Below are 17227 nucleotides of genomic sequence, written 5' to 3'. Positions count from 1 at the left end.
TACCAACCTCCCGCCCCACCCCCCCCCCGGCCGTGGGGGGCCCCCCCCCGGCGGGCGGCCCCCACCCCTCTGCCGTGTCGGGCTCTGGCTCAGCCCTGCTGCTCGGCCCACCAGGCCCGCAGCGCCGAGACCGCCTCCTCGTGCTCCATCGGGCCGTGCTCCAGCCGGAGTTCGAGCATGTGCTTGTACGCCTTGCCGACCTGCGGGCCGGGCGTCAGGCCGAGCAGCTCCATGATCTGGTTGCCGTCCAGCGCCGGGCGGATGGCGTCCAGTTCCTCCTGCGCCTTCAGCTCGTCGATCCGGGCCTCCAGACCGTCGTAGGTACGGGAGAGCGCGGCGGCCTTCTTCTTGTTGCGGGTGGTGCAGTCGGAGCGGGTCAGCTTGTGCAGGCGCTCCAGCAGCGGCCCGGCGTCGGTGACGTAGCGGCGCACCGCGGAGTCGGTCCACTCGCCGCCGCCGTAGCCGTGGAAGCGCAGGTGCAGCTCGACCAGGCGCGAGACGTCCTCGGTCAGCTCCTTGGAGTACTTGAGCTCGCGCATCCGCTTGCGGGTCATCTTGGCGCCGACCACCTCGTGGTGGTGGAAGGAGACCCGGCCGTCCAGCTCGAAGCGGCGGGTGCGCGGCTTGCCGATGTCGTGCAGCAGCGCGGCCAGCCGCAGGGTGAGGTCCGGGCCGTCCTGCTCCAGGTCGATGGCCTGCTCCAGGACGGTCAGCGAGTGCTCGTAGACGTCCTTGTGCCGGTGGTGCTCGTCGCGCTCCAGCCGCAGCGCGGGCAGTTCGGGCAGCACGTACCCGGCCAGGCCGGTGTCGACCAGCAGCCGCAGGCCCTTCACCGGGTGCTTGGCCAGCAGCAGCTTGTTCAGCTCGGCCTGGATCCGCTCGGCGGAGACGATGGTGAGCCGCTCGGCCATCGCGGTCATCGCGGCGACCACCTCGGGCGCCGGGTCGAAGTCCAGCTGGGCCGCGAAGCGGGCGGCCCGCATCATCCGCAGCGGGTCGTCGGAGAAGGACTCCTCGGGGGTGGCGGGGGTGCGCAGCACCCGGGCCTCGAGGTCCTCCAGGCCGTGGTGCGGGTCGACGAAGCCGCGGCCGGGCAGGTCGACGGCCATCGCGTTGACCGTGAAGTCCCGACGGACCAGATCCTCCTCGATGGTGTCGCCGTAGCTGACCTCGGGCTTGCGCGAGGTGCGGTCGTACGCCTCGGAGCGGTAGGTGGTGATCTCGATCAGGAAGGAACCCTCGGGGGTGTCCTTGCGGGCGCCGACCGTGCCGAAGGCGATGCCGACGTCCCAGACCGCGTCCGCCCAGCCCTTGACCAGCTTGAGCACCTGCTGCGGGCGGGCGTCGGTGGTGAAGTCCAGGTCGTTGCCCAGCCGGCCGAGCAGCGCGTCCCGGACGGACCCGCCGACCAGCGCCAGCCGGTGACCGGCCGCCTGGAACCGGCGGGCGATCTCGTCGGCGACCGGCGACACCCGCAGCAGCTCTTGGAGGCCGAGGGTCTGGGCCTCGCTCAGGCCTGGTACGACCTGGACGGCGGTGCTGGAACGGTCGGTGCGCGCGGTGGGCTCATTGGCAGTGGACACGGCTCACAAGGGTACGTGGCCGGACAGGTCAACCGCCCGCGCGTTCTGGGCGTCTCACCCCACAGCCCGCAACACTGCACCACGGGCTGCATCGTTACCATGCCGGTGGACGAGTCTCGGGCACCGGACAGGGGATGCGGTGTCGCGCGCCGCGACCACCGCGGAACCTACCCGCGGCAACGGTGCGGCTACGGCGTCGGGCGAAGGGTTCCAGGCGTCGGGCGAAGAGTTCCAAGAGGGTCAGGCGAAGACCGTCGGGCGGACCGCGCCGGACGGACAGCATCAGCAGCGAACGATCGAGAACGGCGAGGGCGAAGCGAGTGAGTGAGCCGGCACGGCACTCGGGCCTGGGGGCGCACCGACAGCCTGGACGGGCCGAACGCCCCGCCGAGGGGCGTCATCCGGCCCGGCGGGCACGCCGTGCGGGCCTGCGCCTGGCCGCGGCCTGCGCGGCCGTCCTGACCCTCTTCACGGCCTCCCCGGCCGGTGCGCTGCCGGCCGGCGGCAACGTCCGGCCGGCCGGCGACTCCACCGCCACGGCCGAGTACCCCGTGGTGGTGACCATCGACACGCTGAACCCGCAGGTGGCCGTCCCGAACGGCACCGTGACGATCACCGGGCACGTCGCCAACGCCGGCAAGTCGGCGGTCAAGGGCGCCCACGCGGCCGTCCGCAAGCCGAACACCGGCAGGCCGCTGGACCGGCGCAGCGACCTGGCCAACGTGGCCGCCCGCTCCACGCCGGACAACAGGGACGGCGTCGAGCTGGACAGCCCGCAGTACGCCCTGCCGGAGCTGGGCCCGGGGCAGAGCCAGCCGTACACCCTGAGCGTCGCGGTGGGCGACCTCGGGCTCTCCGCGAGCGGTGCGTACGAGCTCGCGGTGGACGCCTGGGGCGGCACGGCCGACAACCCGCGCGACCGCGCCCTGGGCATCGCCCGGACGTTCCTGCCGTACAACGCGGGCGCCGAGGCGCAGCCGACGAAGGTCACCACGATCTGGCCGCTGGTGCACGCCCCGGTGGTGGCCGCCCAGACCAGCACCGACGGCAACGACCAGACGATCGCGGTGCTGCGCGACGACAGCCTGTCCGCCGAGTTCGCCCCGGGCGGCCGGCTGTACGAGCTGGTCGACACCGGTGCCAAGCTGAACGGCCTGACCTGGGTGATCGACCCGGACCTGCTGGACGCCGCGCTCGCGATGACCAGGCCCTACCGGGTGCAGAAGCCGGGCACCGAGGCGTCGGGCAAGTCGGCCAAGGACGACAACACCGTCCAGGTGCAGCCCTCGGCCGCCGCCGTCGCCTGGCTGGACAAGCTGCGGGCCGCCGTGGCCAAGCCGGGCAGCCAGGTGGTCTCACTGCCGTACGCCGACCCGGACCTCGCCTCGATCGCCCACAACGGCTCCGACCTGACCGGGATGACCACCGCGCTGAGCAAGGCGGCCACGGCCGGCCGGCTGACCGTCGAGGGCCGGCTCTCGGTGGACACCCGCTCGGACGTCGCCTGGCCGTACCAGGGCTACCTCGACCAGCAGATCGCCGCCCTCGCCCAGCAGGCGGGCAGCGGGACGGTGCTGGTCAACGGCGGGAGCATGCCGGAGGCGGACTCGCTCAACTACACCCCGAGCGCGGCCCGTCCGATCGGCAACGGGCAGACCGCCGTGGTTGCCGACGAGACCGTCTCCGCACTCTTCGACCGGGACCTGAGCAGCCCGCAGGCGCAGACCGAGTCCACCCAGCGCTTCCTCGCCGAGACCTTCGCGATCACCCACGAGCAGCCGCAGAACCAGCGCGGGCTGCTGGTCATGCCCCCGCGCGAGCTGAGCGCCACCGGCGCCAAGGCGCTGGCGAGCGCCCTCCAGACGGCGGACGGCAAGTGGATCTCCTCGGTCAAGCTGGACGCGGTGGCCCAGTCCGCGGCCGACCCGAAGGCCAACACCGCCGTCCCTGCGCCCACCGACTACCCGACCCAGGCCCGTGCCTCCGAGCTGCCGGCCGACGACCTGAGCAGCACCGACGGGATCCAGCACGACCTGGACACCCTGATGCGGGTGCTCACCCTGCCGCAGCGGGTGCGCGGCCCGTTCAGCGCCGCGATGGTCCGCTCGCTGTCCACCGAGTGGCGCAGCCAGCCGGCGGCCGGGAGCACCTACCGCACCGGCGTCCAGAAGTACCTGAAGGAACTGACCGGTGCCGTCCAGGTGCCGAAGAAGAACGTGGTCACCCTGTCCGGCGACACCGGTCTGCTCCAGGTCAGCGTCCGCAACGACCTGACCCAGACGGTCACCAACCTGAAGCTGGTGCTCACCTCGGCCCAGCCGAACAGGCTGCGGGTGAGCAAGGAGGAGGAGCTGGTCCTCCCGGCCTCGCAGAGCGTGACGCTCCGCTTCAACGCCGAGGCGCACAACAACGGGTCGGTCGCGATGACCGCCCAGCTGTGGACCACCGGCCCCGACTCCCGGCCGTACGGCGAGCCGCAGCAGTTCCGGGTGGAGGTCACCTCGGTCACCAACGGGGTGCTGTACATCTTCGCGGGTGCCGGCGTCCTGCTGCTGCTGGCCGCCCTGCGCTTCATGCGCCAGCGCAAGCGGCGTGGCGGGCAGCCGCACGAGGACGGCGACCAGCCGGTCGGGGACGGCCCGGCGACGGACGGCGGCGACGCGGAGCAGGACACGCCGCGGGACGCGGAGCAGGACGCGGCGGAGGCCTCCTCGAAGGACCGGCCGGCGGATCCCGCCGGGCCCCCGGCACCGGACGGGACCGACGGCCCGGACGGCGCCCCCGGTGACGGTCCCGCGCAGACACCGCGTGGCAGCAGCCCGGATGGCCGGGATCGGGCCGCCAGTGATGAGAAGGTTGGTCCTTGATACCGCCGATCCCCCGCACCGCCGGGCCGGCCTCCCCCACGACAGCGAAGAGGTGACATGACCGGGCGCAGCGAGGAGCGGCCGTCGGGCCGCGGTGAGAGCCGGCCGGGCGCCGAGTCGCCGTCCGGCGACTGGTACGTGGCCGACACCTACGCCCAGGACCCGTACGCGGCGGACGCGTACGGGCACCCGCAGGACGGCCAGGACCCGTACGGTCTGCGGGCCGGTCGGCCCGCCGCGCCCCAGCCGCCGGCCGCCGCGTACGACGTGCCGCCGCAGCTGCCGCCGCAGGGCGGCGGCTACCCGACGCCGGTGCCGCCGACCCCGTACCAGGCCGCGGAGCAGTTCTCGGCCCCGGTGCCGCCGGTGCAGCCCGGCTGGGACACCCCGGCCCAGGCCGCCTGGCCGCAGGAGTCCGCCCCCGCGCAGGCCACCGGCGGGCACTGGGGCGGCGCCGAGCAGCCCCGGCCGCAGTGGGAGCCGGGCCCGGCGCACTCCGCCTGGGACACCGAGACCACCGAGTACGTCGGGGTGGACGCGCTGTTCGGCGGCCGCCCGGCACAGGCCGCGGCCCAGCCGCCGGTCCCCCAGCCCGCTCCGGCACCCCAGCCGGTCCAGCCGACCGCCCCCGCGGCCGGCCCCGCGCCGTACCCCCCGGCGACCGGCTACCAGGGGCAGCCGCCGCACGGCGGCGCCCCGGGCGGACAGCACCACTTCGTGCCGCCGATCGAGTTCGACCCGCCGCTCTCCGAGGAGGAGGCCACCATGCAGGTGGCCGCCGTAGCGGTGCCCCCGGCGGTCGAGCCGCTCGCGGACGTCGTCGCCGAGGAGCGGGCCGCCCATCAGGCGCCCGCGCCCGCCGCCGAGCCCGCCAGGGCGGCCGGCGGCGGCAAGGTCTCCAGCCTGCTGAACTCCAGCGCGATCATGGCGGCCGGAACGCTGGTCTCCCGCGGCACCGGCTTCGTCCGGACCATGGTGATCACCGCGGCCATCGGCGTCGGCGTGATGGGTGACTCGTACAACGCCGCGAACACCCTGCCGACCCTGCTGTACATCCTGATCGGCGGCGGCGCGCTGAACGCGGTCTTCGTGCCGCAGCTGGTGCGCAGCATGAAGAACGACGAGGACGGCGGCACGGCGTACGCCAGCCGACTGCTCACCCTGGTGATGGTCGGGCTCGGCGGCGTGGTCTTCCTGGCCGTGCTCGGGGCACCCGTGCTGGTGCAGATGATCGCCCACTCCACGATGGCGACCCCGGAGAGCGCCGAGACCACGGTGGCGATGGCCCGCTACTGCCTGCCGACCATCTTCTTCATGGGCATCCACGTGGTGATGGGGCAGATCCTCAACGCCCGTGGCCGCTTCGGCGCGATGATGTGGACCCCGGTCCTGAACAACATCGTGGTGATCTTCACCTTCTCCGCCTACATCTGGGTCTACGGCGGGTTCGGCACCACCCACGTCACCCCGGAGGGCATCTCCCCCGAGGGCGTGCGGCTGCTCGGCCTCGGCACCCTGATCGGTCTGGCCGTCCAGTCGCTGGCGATGATCCCGTACCTGCGGGCCGCCGAGTTCCGCTTCCGGCCGCGCTTCGACTGGCGCGGCCACGGCCTGGGCAAGGCCGCCCGGCTGGCCAAGTGGACGTTCTTCTTCGTGCTCGCCAACCAGGCCGGCTACCTGGTGATCACCCAGCTGTCCACCAAGGCGGGCGCCGCCGCTGCGGCGGCCGGCCACAACGGTGTCGGTCTGGCGGCGTTCTCCAACGCGCTGCTGATCTGGCAGCTCCCGCAGGCCGTGATCACCGTGTCGATCATGAGCGCGGTGCTCCCCCGGCTCTCCCGGGCGGCGGCCGACGAGGACGCCGGAGCCGTGCGCGACGACATCTCCTACGGTCTGCGCACCACCGCGGTGGCGGTCGTCCCTGCGGCCTTCCTGTTCCTGTCCCTCGGGCCGGTGATCGGCCGGGCGATCTACGCGGTCGGCGGCAACGACACCGTCCTGAACGACGCCACCAACGTCGGCCTGATGCTCTCCGCGTTCGCGCTGGGCCTGATCCCGTACTCCGCCCAGTACGTGATGCTGCGCGGCTTCTACGCCTACGAGGACACCCGCACCCCGTTCTCCAACACCGTCTGGGTGGCGGCCTGCCAGGCCGGCTTCGCGCTGCTGTGCTGGCTGGTGCTGCCCGCCGAGTGGACGGTGACCGGCCTCGCCTTCGGCTACGGCCTGGCCTACGCCATCGGAGTGGCGGTCGCGATGCCGAAGCTGAAGAAGCGGATCGGCGGGCTGGACACCAAGCGGATCGGCCGGACGTACAGCCGGCTGGCCGCCGCCGGCGTCCCGGCCGCTCTGGTCGGCCTCGGTGCCAGCCTGGGCGTCCAGCAGGTGCTCGGCGGCTGGGCGGGCAGCGTGGCGGCCCTGGTCGTGGCCGGCGGCCTCCAGCTGGCGGTCTTCGTGCTCATCGCGAAGCGCCTGCGGATCGAGGAACTGAACTCCATGCTGGGCATGGTCCGCGGCCGACTGGGCCGCTGACCGTCCGACCACCGGCCGGACGAGCGGGCGCCCTGACCGGGCGTCAACGGGAGCGGCACGCTCCTCCGCTCGTCCGGCCGAGTGCTGCGTCACCCGTCGGTCGGGGTCCGTCCGGCCGCCGGATGGCGACCCGGTGTCGGATCTGCACCACATCTCTCCACCCGCATGCAACCGCGCGGACGTCCCAGCGGTCGTACCCGGTGGAGAAGAGTGGGCACAATTGTCCTGGAGCACAGGGCCGCCGACCCTCGGGCTCCAGCGACTCTCTCAGGCCGGGGCGACACAAGGGGAGGCAGGACCACGGTGGCTGATGGCACCAAGGCCGTCGTCGACACGTCAGCAGCTGACGCGGCGACGGACGAGGCCGCGCTGGCCGCGGCGATCGACGAGCTCGCGGGCTCGGAGGACGCCGGCGAGGGCGCCTCCGCGGACGCCCGCCGCAAGGGCGCCACCACCGCTGCCGCCGCCGCGCGCACCGAGCCGGACGAGGCCGTGGACGACACGCCGGAGGCCGGACCGGAGGCCGCCTCCGGCGAGGAGACCTCGGAGATCACCGCCCCGCTCTCGGTCCAGGAGCTGCGCGCCGAACTGGCCGCCGGCTCCCCCCGGAAGAAGCCCGCCCCCGAACCCGCCCGACCCGCGCGCCGCCCCACCGACCCGCAGCCCACGGTCGACCCGCGCGACACCGCCACCCTCCCGCGCACCCTCCCCGCCCCGCAGCGCCGCAGCGGCGACATGATCGGCCACCGGTACCGGCTGGAGGAGTGCATCTCCCAGACCGAGACCTTCAGCAGCTGGCGCGCCGTCGACGAGAAGCTGCGCCGGGCCGTCGGCGTCCACCTGATGGCCTCCGGCCACCAGCGGGCCCGCAAGGTGCTCGCCGCGGCCAAGTCCGCCGCACTGCTCGGCGACCCGCGCTTCGTCCAGGTGCTGGACGCCGTCCACGAGGGCGAGCTGGTCTACGTCGTGCGGGAGTGGCTGCCGCACTCCTCCGACCTGGCCAAGCTGCTCGCGAACGGACCGATGGAGCCGCACGAGGCGTACCAGATGGTCCGCCAGGTCGCCGACGCCGTCGCGGCCGCCCACCGGCGCGGGCAGGCCCACCTGCGGCTCACCCCGCGCTGCGTGCTGCGCACCGACAGCGGCCAGTACCGGATCAACGGCATCGCGGTGGACGCCGCGCTGCGCGGGCTGCCCGAGGAGGGGGCCGAGGACGCCCAGCGGGCCGACACCCGTGCGATCGGCGCGCTGCTGTTCGCCGCGCTCACCCACCGCTGGCCGTACCCGGAGGACCGCTACGACCTCCAGGGCCTGCCCAAGGGCCTCCAGAACGCCGCGCCCGACCAGGTCCGCGCCGGGGTCCACAAGGGCCTGTCCGAGCTCGCCGCGCGGGCGCTGTTCGACCAGCCGCCGCACCACGCCCGGCCGATCAGCACACCGGAGGAGCTGGTCCGGGCGATCGCCCAGATGCCCCGGATCCGCCAGCCCGAGCCGGAGCTGCCCGCCTTCCCCACCCCGCCCCGGCACAACACCCACGCGCTGCCCACCGCCCCCAACCCGACCCGGGTCGCCGACACCACCGTCGCCCCGCTGCCGGCCTCGTCCCGCCCCGTCTCCTCCCGGCGCGCCCGGCGGCGTCTGCGCCGGGTGATCAAGGCCACCGCCTGGACGGTCGCGCTGGGCGCGATCGGCGTCGCCTCCTGGCAGTTCGTCGACACCCTTCGGCACACCGGGGGGCCCACCGCGTCCCCGGCCCCGTCGGTCAGCAGCACCGCGCCGAGCCCGCAGGCCAGCACCCACAACCCGGTGCAGCTCACCGTCAAGGGCGCGCAGTCGTACACCCAGCCGGGTGACGGGACCGAGGGCAGCGACAACCCGGCGAAGGCCGTGGACGGCGACCCGAACACCGTCTGGAACACCCAGTGGTACAACGACCAGTTCGGCCTCAAGGCCCCCGCCCTCAAGTCGGGCACCGGCCTGTTGATCGACCTCGGCTCGCCGCAGGCGGTCTCCTCGGTGAGCGTCCAGTTCGGCGGCGAGCACACCGCGGAACTGCGGGTGCCCACGGCGGCGGCCGCCGCCAACCCGATGTCGGCCAGGCTCGACGGCTTCACGGTCGTCGGCAAGAAGAACGGGGCCAACGCCGAATACACCCTCGACACCCCGGTCACCACGCGCTACCTCTTGCTCTGGCTGACCGCTCTGCCGAAGGATGGCGCCGGGAAATTCACCGGCCAGGTCGCCGAGGTCAAGGTCTTCGGCTGACCGCGGTTCGGTGGATCCGGCACGAGGGCAGGGGGTCGAGGCGTGACGGTGGCGGACGACGACGCGGCACTGCTCGCCCGGCACGTCGCCGGCGACCCGGCGGCCTTCGGCCTGCTGGTGGACCGCCACCGCGACCGGCTCTGGGCGGTCGCACTGCGCACCCTGGGTGACCGCGAGGAGGCCGCCGACGCCCTCCAGGACGCCCTGGTCTCCGCCTTCCGCGCCGCCGCCGGCTTCCAGGGCCGCTCGGCGGTCACCACCTGGCTGCACCGGATCGTGGTCAACGCCTGCCTGGACCGCGCCCGACGCAGCGCCACCCGCCGCACCACCCCGCTCGACGAGGACCCGCAGCGGCTGGACACCCTGGTCGGCGCCGCCGAGCCGGCCGACTCCCCGGTGGTCCGGGCCGAGCTGCACCGCGAGCTGACCGCAGCACTCGCCGAGCTGCCCGCGGAGCAGCGGGTCGCGCTGGTGCTGGTCGACATGCAGGGCTACCCGGTGGCCGAGGCCGCCGAGCTGCTGGGCGTCCCGGTGGGCACAGTGAAGAGCCGCTGCGCGCGCGGCCGGGCCCGGCTCCTCCCCCTCGTCCGGCACCTGCGCGAGCCGGATGTTTCACGTGAAACAGCGCCCGCGCCCGGCTCGGCCCCGCCGCGCCGGGGCACCACGGGGAACCCGAAGCGCCCCGGAGCCGTCACAGGGACGGGCCCGGGCGCCGGCCGGACGGTCCTGGAAGGAGACGCGAGCACCCGATGAACGCCCACCCCTCCTTCCCCGACGCCGCCGACGGCCACCCCCCGGTCGAGCAGCTGGCCGACCACGCCGAGGGGCTGATCGACTCCCCGGACACCGCCGCGGCGCTGCGGCGACACCTGGACGACTGCGCCGAGTGCCGGGAGACCGTCGACGCGCTCGCCGAGGTCCAGGCCCTGCTGGGCGACGTCGAGACCCCGCCGATGCCGGCCGACGTCGCCGCCCGGCTGGACGCGGCGCTGGCCGGGGCCGCCGCGGAAGGGGCCGCCGGGAGCGGACCCGACGCCGGCCAGCGGCCGCAGGAGGCCTCCGCGGCGGGCCGCCGGACCGAGGCCCCGGCCGGGCCCCCGCACGCCGCCACGGCGCCCGTCACGCCCTCCTCCGCCGCCTCCCGGCCCGCGGCGGGGCCCGGGGACCGCCCCTCCGGACGGCCCGGACCGGCCACCGGCCCCGGTCGTGCCCGCCCCCGTCGGCGGCGCTTCTCCCTGCTGCTCGGCACGGCCGCCGCCCTGGCCGCCCTCGGGCTCGGCGGGGCACTGCTGCTGCACCCCGACGACCGGTCCGACCCGGTGACGGCCACCGCGGGAGGCGCCCAGAGCACCACCGCCGACGGCCACGGCATCCCGCACCTGTCGGGCGCCGGCACCGACTACCGCGAGGACGAACTCGCCACCCAGGTCCAGCAGTTGCTCGCCCGTTCGGAGAACCCCCCGGGGCTGCGGGCCACCGGACCCGCCAAGTCCGAGACCGCCCTGCCCGCCGACGGCGCCCGCCCGCAGCCCGACTCGCCCCCGCCAACCGGCTCCCCCACCGGTTCGGGCTGCCCGGCCCCCGCCGACGGCACCCCGCTGGCCACCGACCGCGGCAGCCACCACGGTGCTCCGGTCGACGTCCTGGTCTACCCGCTGCCCGGCCGACCCGGCTTCGTCGACGTCTACCTGCGCTCCCCCGACTGCGGTCCGGTCGTCCTCCACCAGACCGTTCCCAGCCGCTGACCGGCGGTTCCCATGCGATCCACGCCGATGGCGCCACGCCGCTTCCGGACCCCGGGCGCCTGGTACTGATCCGCCTGGGAATGCGAGACACTGGTCAGTCGTTGTCCCGGGCGGCGGAGCAGGACCGCCCTCCCCGCAGCAAACGCGGGTCGCGATGCGAACCAGGAGAAGCAGTGAGCGACGTCCGTAACGTGATCATCATCGGTTCCGGCCCGGCCGGGTACACGGCTGCGCTCTACACGGCCCGTGCCTCCCTCAAGCCGCTGGTCTTCGAGGGGGCCGTCACCGCCGGTGGTGCGCTCATGAACACCACCGAGGTCGAGAACTTCCCGGGCTTCCGGGACGGCATCATGGGCCCCGAGCTGATGGACAACATGCGGGCCCAGGCCGAGCGCTTCGGCGCCGAGCTGATCCCCGACGACATCGTCGCGGTCGACCTCACCGGTGACATCAAGACCGTCACCGACTCCGAGGGGAACGTCCACAGGGCGCGCGCCGTGATCGTCACCACCGGCTCCCAGCACCGCAAGCTCGGCCTGCCGAACGAGGACAAGCTCTCCGGCCGCGGCGTCTCCTGGTGCGCCACCTGCGACGGCTTCTTCTTCCGCGACCAGGACATCGCAGTGGTCGGCGGCGGCGACACCGCCCTGGAGGAGGCGACCTTCCTCTCCCGCTTCGCCAAGAGCGTCACGATCATCCACCGCCGGGACACCCTGCGCGCCTCCAAGGCGATGCAGGAGCGCGCCTTCGCCGACCCGAAGATCCGCTTCGAGTGGGACAGCGCGGTCGAGGCCATCCACGGCGACCCGAAGCTGAGCGGCGTCACCCTGCGCGACACCACCACCGGCGAGACCCGCGAGCTGGCCGTCACCGGTCTGTTCATCGCGATCGGCCACGACCCGCGCACCGAGCTCTTCAAGGGCCAGCTGGACCTGGACGCCGAGGGCTACCTCAAGGTCGAGGCCCCCTCCACCCGGACCAACATCCCGGGCGTGTTCGGCGCCGGCGACGTCGTGGACCACACCTACCGCCAGGCCATCACGGCCGCCGGCACCGGCTGCTCCTCCGCCCTGGACGCCGAGCGCTACCTGGCCGCGCTGGACGACCTGGAGTCCAAGGCCGCCGCCGTCGCGGTCTGAACCCTCCCCGATCCACCCCCGCGGGGGTGTTCCACGTGAAACACCCCCGCCCCGGCCGGGCAGAAACAGAACGGGCCCATCCGTTGTTCTCCCGGCAGCAGTCCCCTCCGTCCTAACCCGAGGAGTTCCCGTGGCCGGCGCCACCACCACCGTCACCGATGCGACGTTCGAGAACGACGTCCTGAAGAGCGAGAAGCCCGTACTGGTCGACTTCTGGGCCACCTGGTGCGGCCCGTGCCGCCAGGTCGCCCCGGTCCTGGACGACATCGCGGCCGAGCACGGCGACAAGCTGACCATCGCCAAGCTCGACGTGGACGCCAACCAGGCGACCGCCGCCAAGTACGGCGTCATCTCGATCCCGACCCTGATCGTCTACAAGGACGGCGAGCCGGTGAAGTCCATCACCGGTGCCCGTCCGAAGGCCGCGCTGCTGCGCGAGCTGGCCGAGTTCATCTAGGCCTTCCGGTCGTCGACCGCACGGCGGCGGGGCTCCCCTCGGTGGGGAGCCCCGCCGCCGTCGTTCTGCCGGGACCCGCCGGACGGGTTTCAGAACGGCCGCAGTGCCGGCTCCTTGCGCCCGCCGCCGAGCAGCCGCTCCAGCGCCCCCTCCACGTCCCCCCGCCAGGAGAGCGTCGTCCGCGCCTCCAGCCGCAGCCGCGGGTAGCGCGGGTGCGGGCGGACGGTCTTGAAGCCGACCGCGAGCAGGTGGTCGGCCGGCAGCACGCAGCTGGTCGGCACCCGCCCGGACGAGCCGAAGGCCTCGATCGCCCGCACCCCGCGCCCGATCAGGTCCTTGGCCACGGTCTGCACCAGCACCCGGCCGAGCCCCTGGCGCTGGTAGCCCGGCAGCACCCGGCTGACCATCAGCTGAACGGCGTCCGGCGAGACCGGACTGGTCGGGAAGGACTGTGAGCGGGGGACGTAGGCGGGTGGCGCGTACAGCACGAACCCGGCCGGCTGGTCGTCCACGTAGACGATCCGGCCGCAGGAGCCCCACTCCAGCAGCACCGTGGAGATCCACCCCTCCTTCTCCAGCTCCGGCTTGCCCGCCTCCACCGCCTCCCTCGCGCTGACCGGGTCCAGCTCCCAGAACACGCAGGAGCGGCAGCCGGTCGGCAGGTCCCCGAGGTTGTCCAGCGTCAGCGGAGCGATCCGCCGTCCCATGGCCCCACCTCCTCCTCCCTCTCACGGTCGAGCATTCCCCCACGAACGCCGATGGGTGCATGTTTCACGTGAAACAGCGCTCACGTGGAACACGCACCCATCGGGTCGTTCCCCTCGGCCGGCCGGTCCGGCTCAGCCCTGCGACAGCCGCAGACCGTCCTCACCGGGGGCCATGCTGTCCAGGATCCGGTTCAGGTCCTCCACCGAGCCGAACTCCAGCACCACCTTGCCCTTGCCCAGCTTGCCGCCGCGCTGCGACACCTCGACCTTGACCCGGGTGTCGAAGCGGTCCGACAGCCGGCTCGCCAGGTCGTTGAACGCCGGGGAGTTCAGCTTGCCGGCCTTCGGCGCCTGGCGCTTCGGCTTCTGCTCCAGCTTCATCACCTTGACGATCTCCTCGATGTTGCGCACCGTGAGACCCTCCGCGATGATCCGCTTGGCCAGCCGCTCCTGCTCGTCGGAGTCCGGCACACCGAGCAGCGCCCGGGCGTGCCCGGCCATCAGCGTTCCGGCCACCAGCCGGCGCTGGACGGACGGCGTGAGCTTCATCAACCGCAGGGTGTTGGTGACGTGCTCGCGCGAGCGGCCGATCCGGTCGGCCAGCTCCTCGTGGGTGCAGGAGAAGTCCCGCAGCAGCTGGTCGTAGGCGGCCGCCTCCTCCAGCGGGTTCAGCTCGGCCCGGTGCAGGTTCTCCAGGAGGGCGTCCAGCAGCAGCTTGTCGTCCTCGGTGGCCCGGACGATCGCCGGGATCCGCTCCAGCCCGGCCTCCCGGGAGGCGCGCCAGCGGCGCTCGCCCATGATCAGCTCGAAGCCGTCGGCACCGACCTGGCGCACCACGATCGGCTGGAGCAGCCCGACCTCCTTGATGGAGGTGACCAGCTCGGCCAGCTTGTCCTCGTCGAAGACCTCACGCGGCTGGCGGGGGTTGGGGGTGATCGCGTCCAGCGGCAGCTCGGCGAAGTAGGCACCGGCCGGCTGCACCTGCGCGGCCTGCTTCTCCGCGGCCACCCGGGCCGCCACCGTGCCGCGGCCGCCCGGCAGCGGCCGCACCGGGGCCGGTGCGGGTGCGGCTGCCGCCCCGCCGTCCACCGGCGCGGCGGGGCGGATCAACGCCTCCAGCCCTCGACCCAGACCAACCTTGCGAGCACTCACTGATGACCCTCCGTCGTGCCGTGCTGTGCCACCGGGGCTCCGTGCCCCGTCTGGCCGTCCCGCTGCTGACCCACCAGCGAGCCGCCCCGGCCCACCGCACGCAGCGCGAGCTCGCGGGCGGCCTCCAGGTAGGAGAGCGCCCCGGTCGAGCCCGGATCGTAGGTGAGCACCGTCTGCCCGTAGCTGGGCGCCTCCGAGATGCGCACCGAGCGCGGGATCGCCGTGCTCAGCACCTCTTGCGGGAAGTGGGTCCGGACCTCCTCGGCGACCTGGGCGGCCAGCCTGGTCCGGGCGTCGTACATGGTGAGCAGGATGGTCGACACGTGCAGTGCGGGGTTGAGGTGCGCGCGCACCAGCTCGACGTTGCGCAGCAGCTGGCCGAGGCCCTCCAACGCGTAGTACTCGCACTGGATCGGGATCATCACCTCCTGGCCGGCGACCAGGGCGTTGACCGTCAGCAGGCCCAGCGAGGGCGGACAGTCGATCAGGATGTAGTCGAGCGGCTGCTCGTAGGCGGCGATGGCGCGCTGGAGCCGGCTCTCCCGGGCCACCAGGGAGACCAGCTCGATCTCGGCGCCGGCCAGGTCGATGGTGGCGGGGACGCAGAACAGCCCCTCGACGTCGCGCACCGGCTGTACCACGTCGGCCAGCGGCTTGCCCTCCACCAGGACGTCGTAGACGGACGGCACCTCGGCGTGGTGGTCGATGCCGAGCGCCGTGGAGGCGTTGCCCTGCGGGTCGAGGTCGACGACCAGGACGCGTAGGCCGTGCATGGCGAGCGAGGCGGCCATGTTCACGGTGGTGGTGGTCTTGCCCACCCCACCCTTCTGGTTGGCGACCACGATCACCCGGGTGGCGACGGGCCGGGGCAGTCCCGCACCCGCTCGGCCGATCGCTCGAACCGCAGCCTGGGCAGCCCGTGCGATGGGCGTGTCATCGATCTGGTCGACGGTCTCCGAGTCCTGCATGGGGGTCAGTGTTTCACGTGAAACCGGAGCGGCAACAGTCGCCGCCCGGTCACGGCGGAGGATGCCCGAGAGCAAGGAGCGACGTTTCACGTGAAACACCATGCCCGCTATGTCGGAATTCTGACGTTGCGACACTCCGGTGTTCCGGCGTCGGCCGGACCGTCACCTGAACGACGACGGGCGGACGCCCCTCCCGTTCAGGAGGCCCGTCCGCCCGTCGTCGTCACGTGTCCGGAGTCCCGGATCAGCGGCCGCGGCGCCGCCCGGCCCGGCCGCGCTCACCGTTGCGGACGCTCGCGTTGCGGCCCGCCCGGGCCGCCTTGGCGCGCCGGGTGGCCGCCTTCACGCCGCCGGGGCTCTCCCCCGCCTTCACCTGGATCACCCGGGTGGAGGTCTCCAGGGTGCCCTCGCCGACCGCGATGACGCTCGACTCCACCGCGCCCAGCTTGGCCAGCCCGGCCCGCGAGTCGGCCAGCTCCTGCTCCGCGCTGTCCCCCTTGAGCGCCAGCATCTGCCCGTGCGGACGCAGCAGCGGCATGCCCCAGCCGGCCAGCCGGTCCAGCGGCGCCACCGCCCGGGCGGTCACCACGTCCACCGCGAGCTTGCCGACCATCTCCTCGGCGCGGCCGCGCAGCACCGTGACGTTGTCCAGCCCCAGCTCCCGGACGACCTCCTCCAGGAAGGTGGTCCGGCGCAGCAGCGGCTCCAGCAGCGTCACCGAGACGTCCGGACGGGCCAGCGCCACCGGGATGCCCGGCAGACCGGCCCCGGATCCGACGTCGCACAGCGTGATGCCGGAGGGCAGCAGCTCGGCCAGCACCGCGCAGTTCAGCACGTGGCGGTCCCAGAGCCGGGGCACCTCACGGGGCCCGATCAGCCCGCGCTGCACACCCGCCGTGGCCAGCAGCTCGGTGTAGCGGACCGCGGCGTCGTAGCGCTCCCCGAAGACCTCCCGGGCTACGGCCGGCGCCTCGGCCAACTGCTCCGCCCCGGTGGCCCGCCCCTCAGCGGCCGGGTCCACGTCCGCCCCCGGCCGGCCGGCGGCCGCGTTCTCCGTGTCCATCTCGACCTCTCCGATCCCCGGATCCACCGACCCGCTCAACGCACTGTTTCACGTGAAACATCCCAGAAGGGACGACGACCCCGCCCGCACGAGGCGGACGGGGTCGCGTCCGGTGAAGCTCTCCGGCCGCCGTGGCGGTCGGTCGTCGACCTGTCGGCCTCAGACCGGCAGCACGACCACGCACCGCTGGGGCTCTTCGCCCTCGGACTCGCTGCGCAGGCCCGCCGCGGCGACCGCGTCGTGGACGACCTTGCGCTCGAAGGGCGTCATCGGCCGCAGCTTGACCTGCTCGCCGGTGCTCTTGGCCTGCTCGGCGGCCTTGGCGCCGAGCGCCGCCAGCTCCTCCCGCTTGCGGGCCCGGAAGCCGGCAATGTCCAGCATGAGGCGGCTGCGCTCACCGGTCTCCCGGTGGACAGCCAACCGGGTCAGCTCCTGGAGAGCCTCCAGCACCTCGCCGTCCTGGCCGACCAGGCGCTGCAGCGCGCGGTCGTTGCCGTCACTGACGATGGAGACCAGGGCGCGGTCGCCCTCGACGTCCATGTCGATGTCACCGTCGAGGTCGGCGATGTCGAGCAGACCCTCCAGGTAGTCCGCCGCGATGTCGCCCTCCTGCTCCAGGCGGGAGATGAGGCTCTCGTCGGCGCTGGCGGCGGCCTCGGCCTCGACGGCGGAGGTGGTGCCTTCCGTCACTGATGGACTCCTTCGGAGATGGGCCCGTCTGTCGGGCCGGGGACGAAGCTCTTCGCGGC

13 protein-coding genes are annotated in these 17227 nt (G+C 73.6%); 7 read left to right on the top strand and 6 right to left on the bottom strand.

Annotated features, from left to right (window positions below):
* Positions 1-89: 89 nt before the first annotated feature.
* On the bottom strand, positions 90-1514 hold the full coding sequence (locus ACWDBE_RS13220) for a CCA tRNA nucleotidyltransferase (RefSeq protein WP_449788096.1): 1425 nt from the start codon (positions 1512-1514) through the stop codon (positions 90-92).
* A 389-nt stretch (positions 1515-1903) separates the two neighbouring features.
* Between ACWDBE_RS13220 and ACWDBE_RS13215 the strand changes: the two genes are divergently transcribed.
* The 7 genes from ACWDBE_RS13215 (at position 1904) to trxA (ending at position 12588) form a co-directional block, all read left to right on the top strand.
* Complete coding sequence (locus ACWDBE_RS13215) at positions 1904-4450, top strand: DUF6049 family protein (RefSeq protein ID WP_449787880.1); 2547 nt, start codon at positions 1904-1906, stop codon at positions 4448-4450.
* A gap of 57 nt (positions 4451-4507) precedes the next feature.
* Positions 4508-6982 carry a murein biosynthesis integral membrane protein MurJ gene (gene murJ / locus ACWDBE_RS13210; protein WP_449807974.1) on the top strand — a complete coding sequence of 825 codons (2475 nt, stop codon included), beginning with the start codon at positions 4508-4510 and terminating at the stop codon, positions 6980-6982.
* Between the two features lie 303 nt (positions 6983-7285).
* Complete coding sequence (locus ACWDBE_RS13205) at positions 7286-9247, top strand: protein kinase family protein (protein ID WP_449787882.1); 1962 nt, start codon at positions 7286-7288, stop codon at positions 9245-9247.
* A gap of 42 nt (positions 9248-9289) precedes the next feature.
* Positions 9290-10000, top strand: a complete 711-nt coding sequence (gene sigM / locus ACWDBE_RS13200; protein ID WP_449807973.1) for an RNA polymerase sigma factor SigM — start codon at positions 9290-9292, stop codon at positions 9998-10000.
* A complete protein-coding gene (locus ACWDBE_RS13195; protein WP_449807972.1) occupies positions 9997-10992 on the top strand; it encodes a hypothetical protein in 996 nt (331 codons plus the stop codon). Before sigM ends, ACWDBE_RS13195 begins: the two co-directional genes overlap by 4 nt.
* Before the next feature lie 173 nt (positions 10993-11165).
* A complete protein-coding gene (trxB, locus tag ACWDBE_RS13190) occupies positions 11166-12131 on the top strand; it encodes a thioredoxin-disulfide reductase (protein WP_449787885.1) in 966 nt (321 codons plus the stop codon).
* A 130-nt stretch (positions 12132-12261) separates the two neighbouring features.
* Entirely contained in the window at positions 12262-12588 is a 327-nt protein-coding gene (gene trxA, locus ACWDBE_RS13185) for a thioredoxin (RefSeq protein ID WP_392868671.1), read from the top strand.
* 89 nt (positions 12589-12677) lie between these two features.
* On the opposite strand, the gene ACWDBE_RS13180 is transcribed toward trxA, so the two are convergent.
* The 5 genes from ACWDBE_RS13180 to ACWDBE_RS13160 form a co-directional block, all read right to left on the bottom strand.
* A complete protein-coding gene (locus ACWDBE_RS13180) occupies positions 12678-13295 on the bottom strand; it encodes a GNAT family N-acetyltransferase (protein WP_449787886.1) in 618 nt (205 codons plus the stop codon).
* Positions 13296-13427: 132 nt separating this feature from the next.
* On the bottom strand, positions 13428-14447 hold the full coding sequence (locus ACWDBE_RS13175) for a ParB/RepB/Spo0J family partition protein (protein WP_449807971.1): 1020 nt from the start codon (positions 14445-14447) through the stop codon (positions 13428-13430).
* Positions 14444-15388 (bottom strand): ParA family protein, encoded by a 945-nt coding sequence (locus ACWDBE_RS13170; RefSeq protein ID WP_449788097.1) that lies wholly within the window; start codon positions 15386-15388, stop codon positions 14444-14446. The genes ACWDBE_RS13175 and ACWDBE_RS13170 overlap by 4 nt, the downstream gene beginning before the upstream one ends.
* A gap of 271 nt (positions 15389-15659) precedes the next feature.
* Complete coding sequence (rsmG, locus tag ACWDBE_RS13165; protein WP_449787888.1) at positions 15660-16478, bottom strand: 16S rRNA (guanine(527)-N(7))-methyltransferase RsmG; 819 nt, start codon at positions 16476-16478, stop codon at positions 15660-15662.
* A 159-nt stretch (positions 16479-16637) separates the two neighbouring features.
* Positions 16638-17168 carry a Jag family protein gene (locus ACWDBE_RS13160; protein WP_392868679.1) on the bottom strand — a complete coding sequence of 177 codons (531 nt, stop codon included), beginning with the start codon at positions 17166-17168 and terminating at the stop codon, positions 16638-16640.
* Positions 17169-17227: the final 59 nt, after the last annotated feature.

It is taken from the genome of Kitasatospora sp. NPDC001132 (assembly GCF_053598415.1).
The sequence above is the reverse complement of the archived record's forward strand: the minus strand, read 5'-3'. Positions and strand labels throughout refer to the sequence as shown.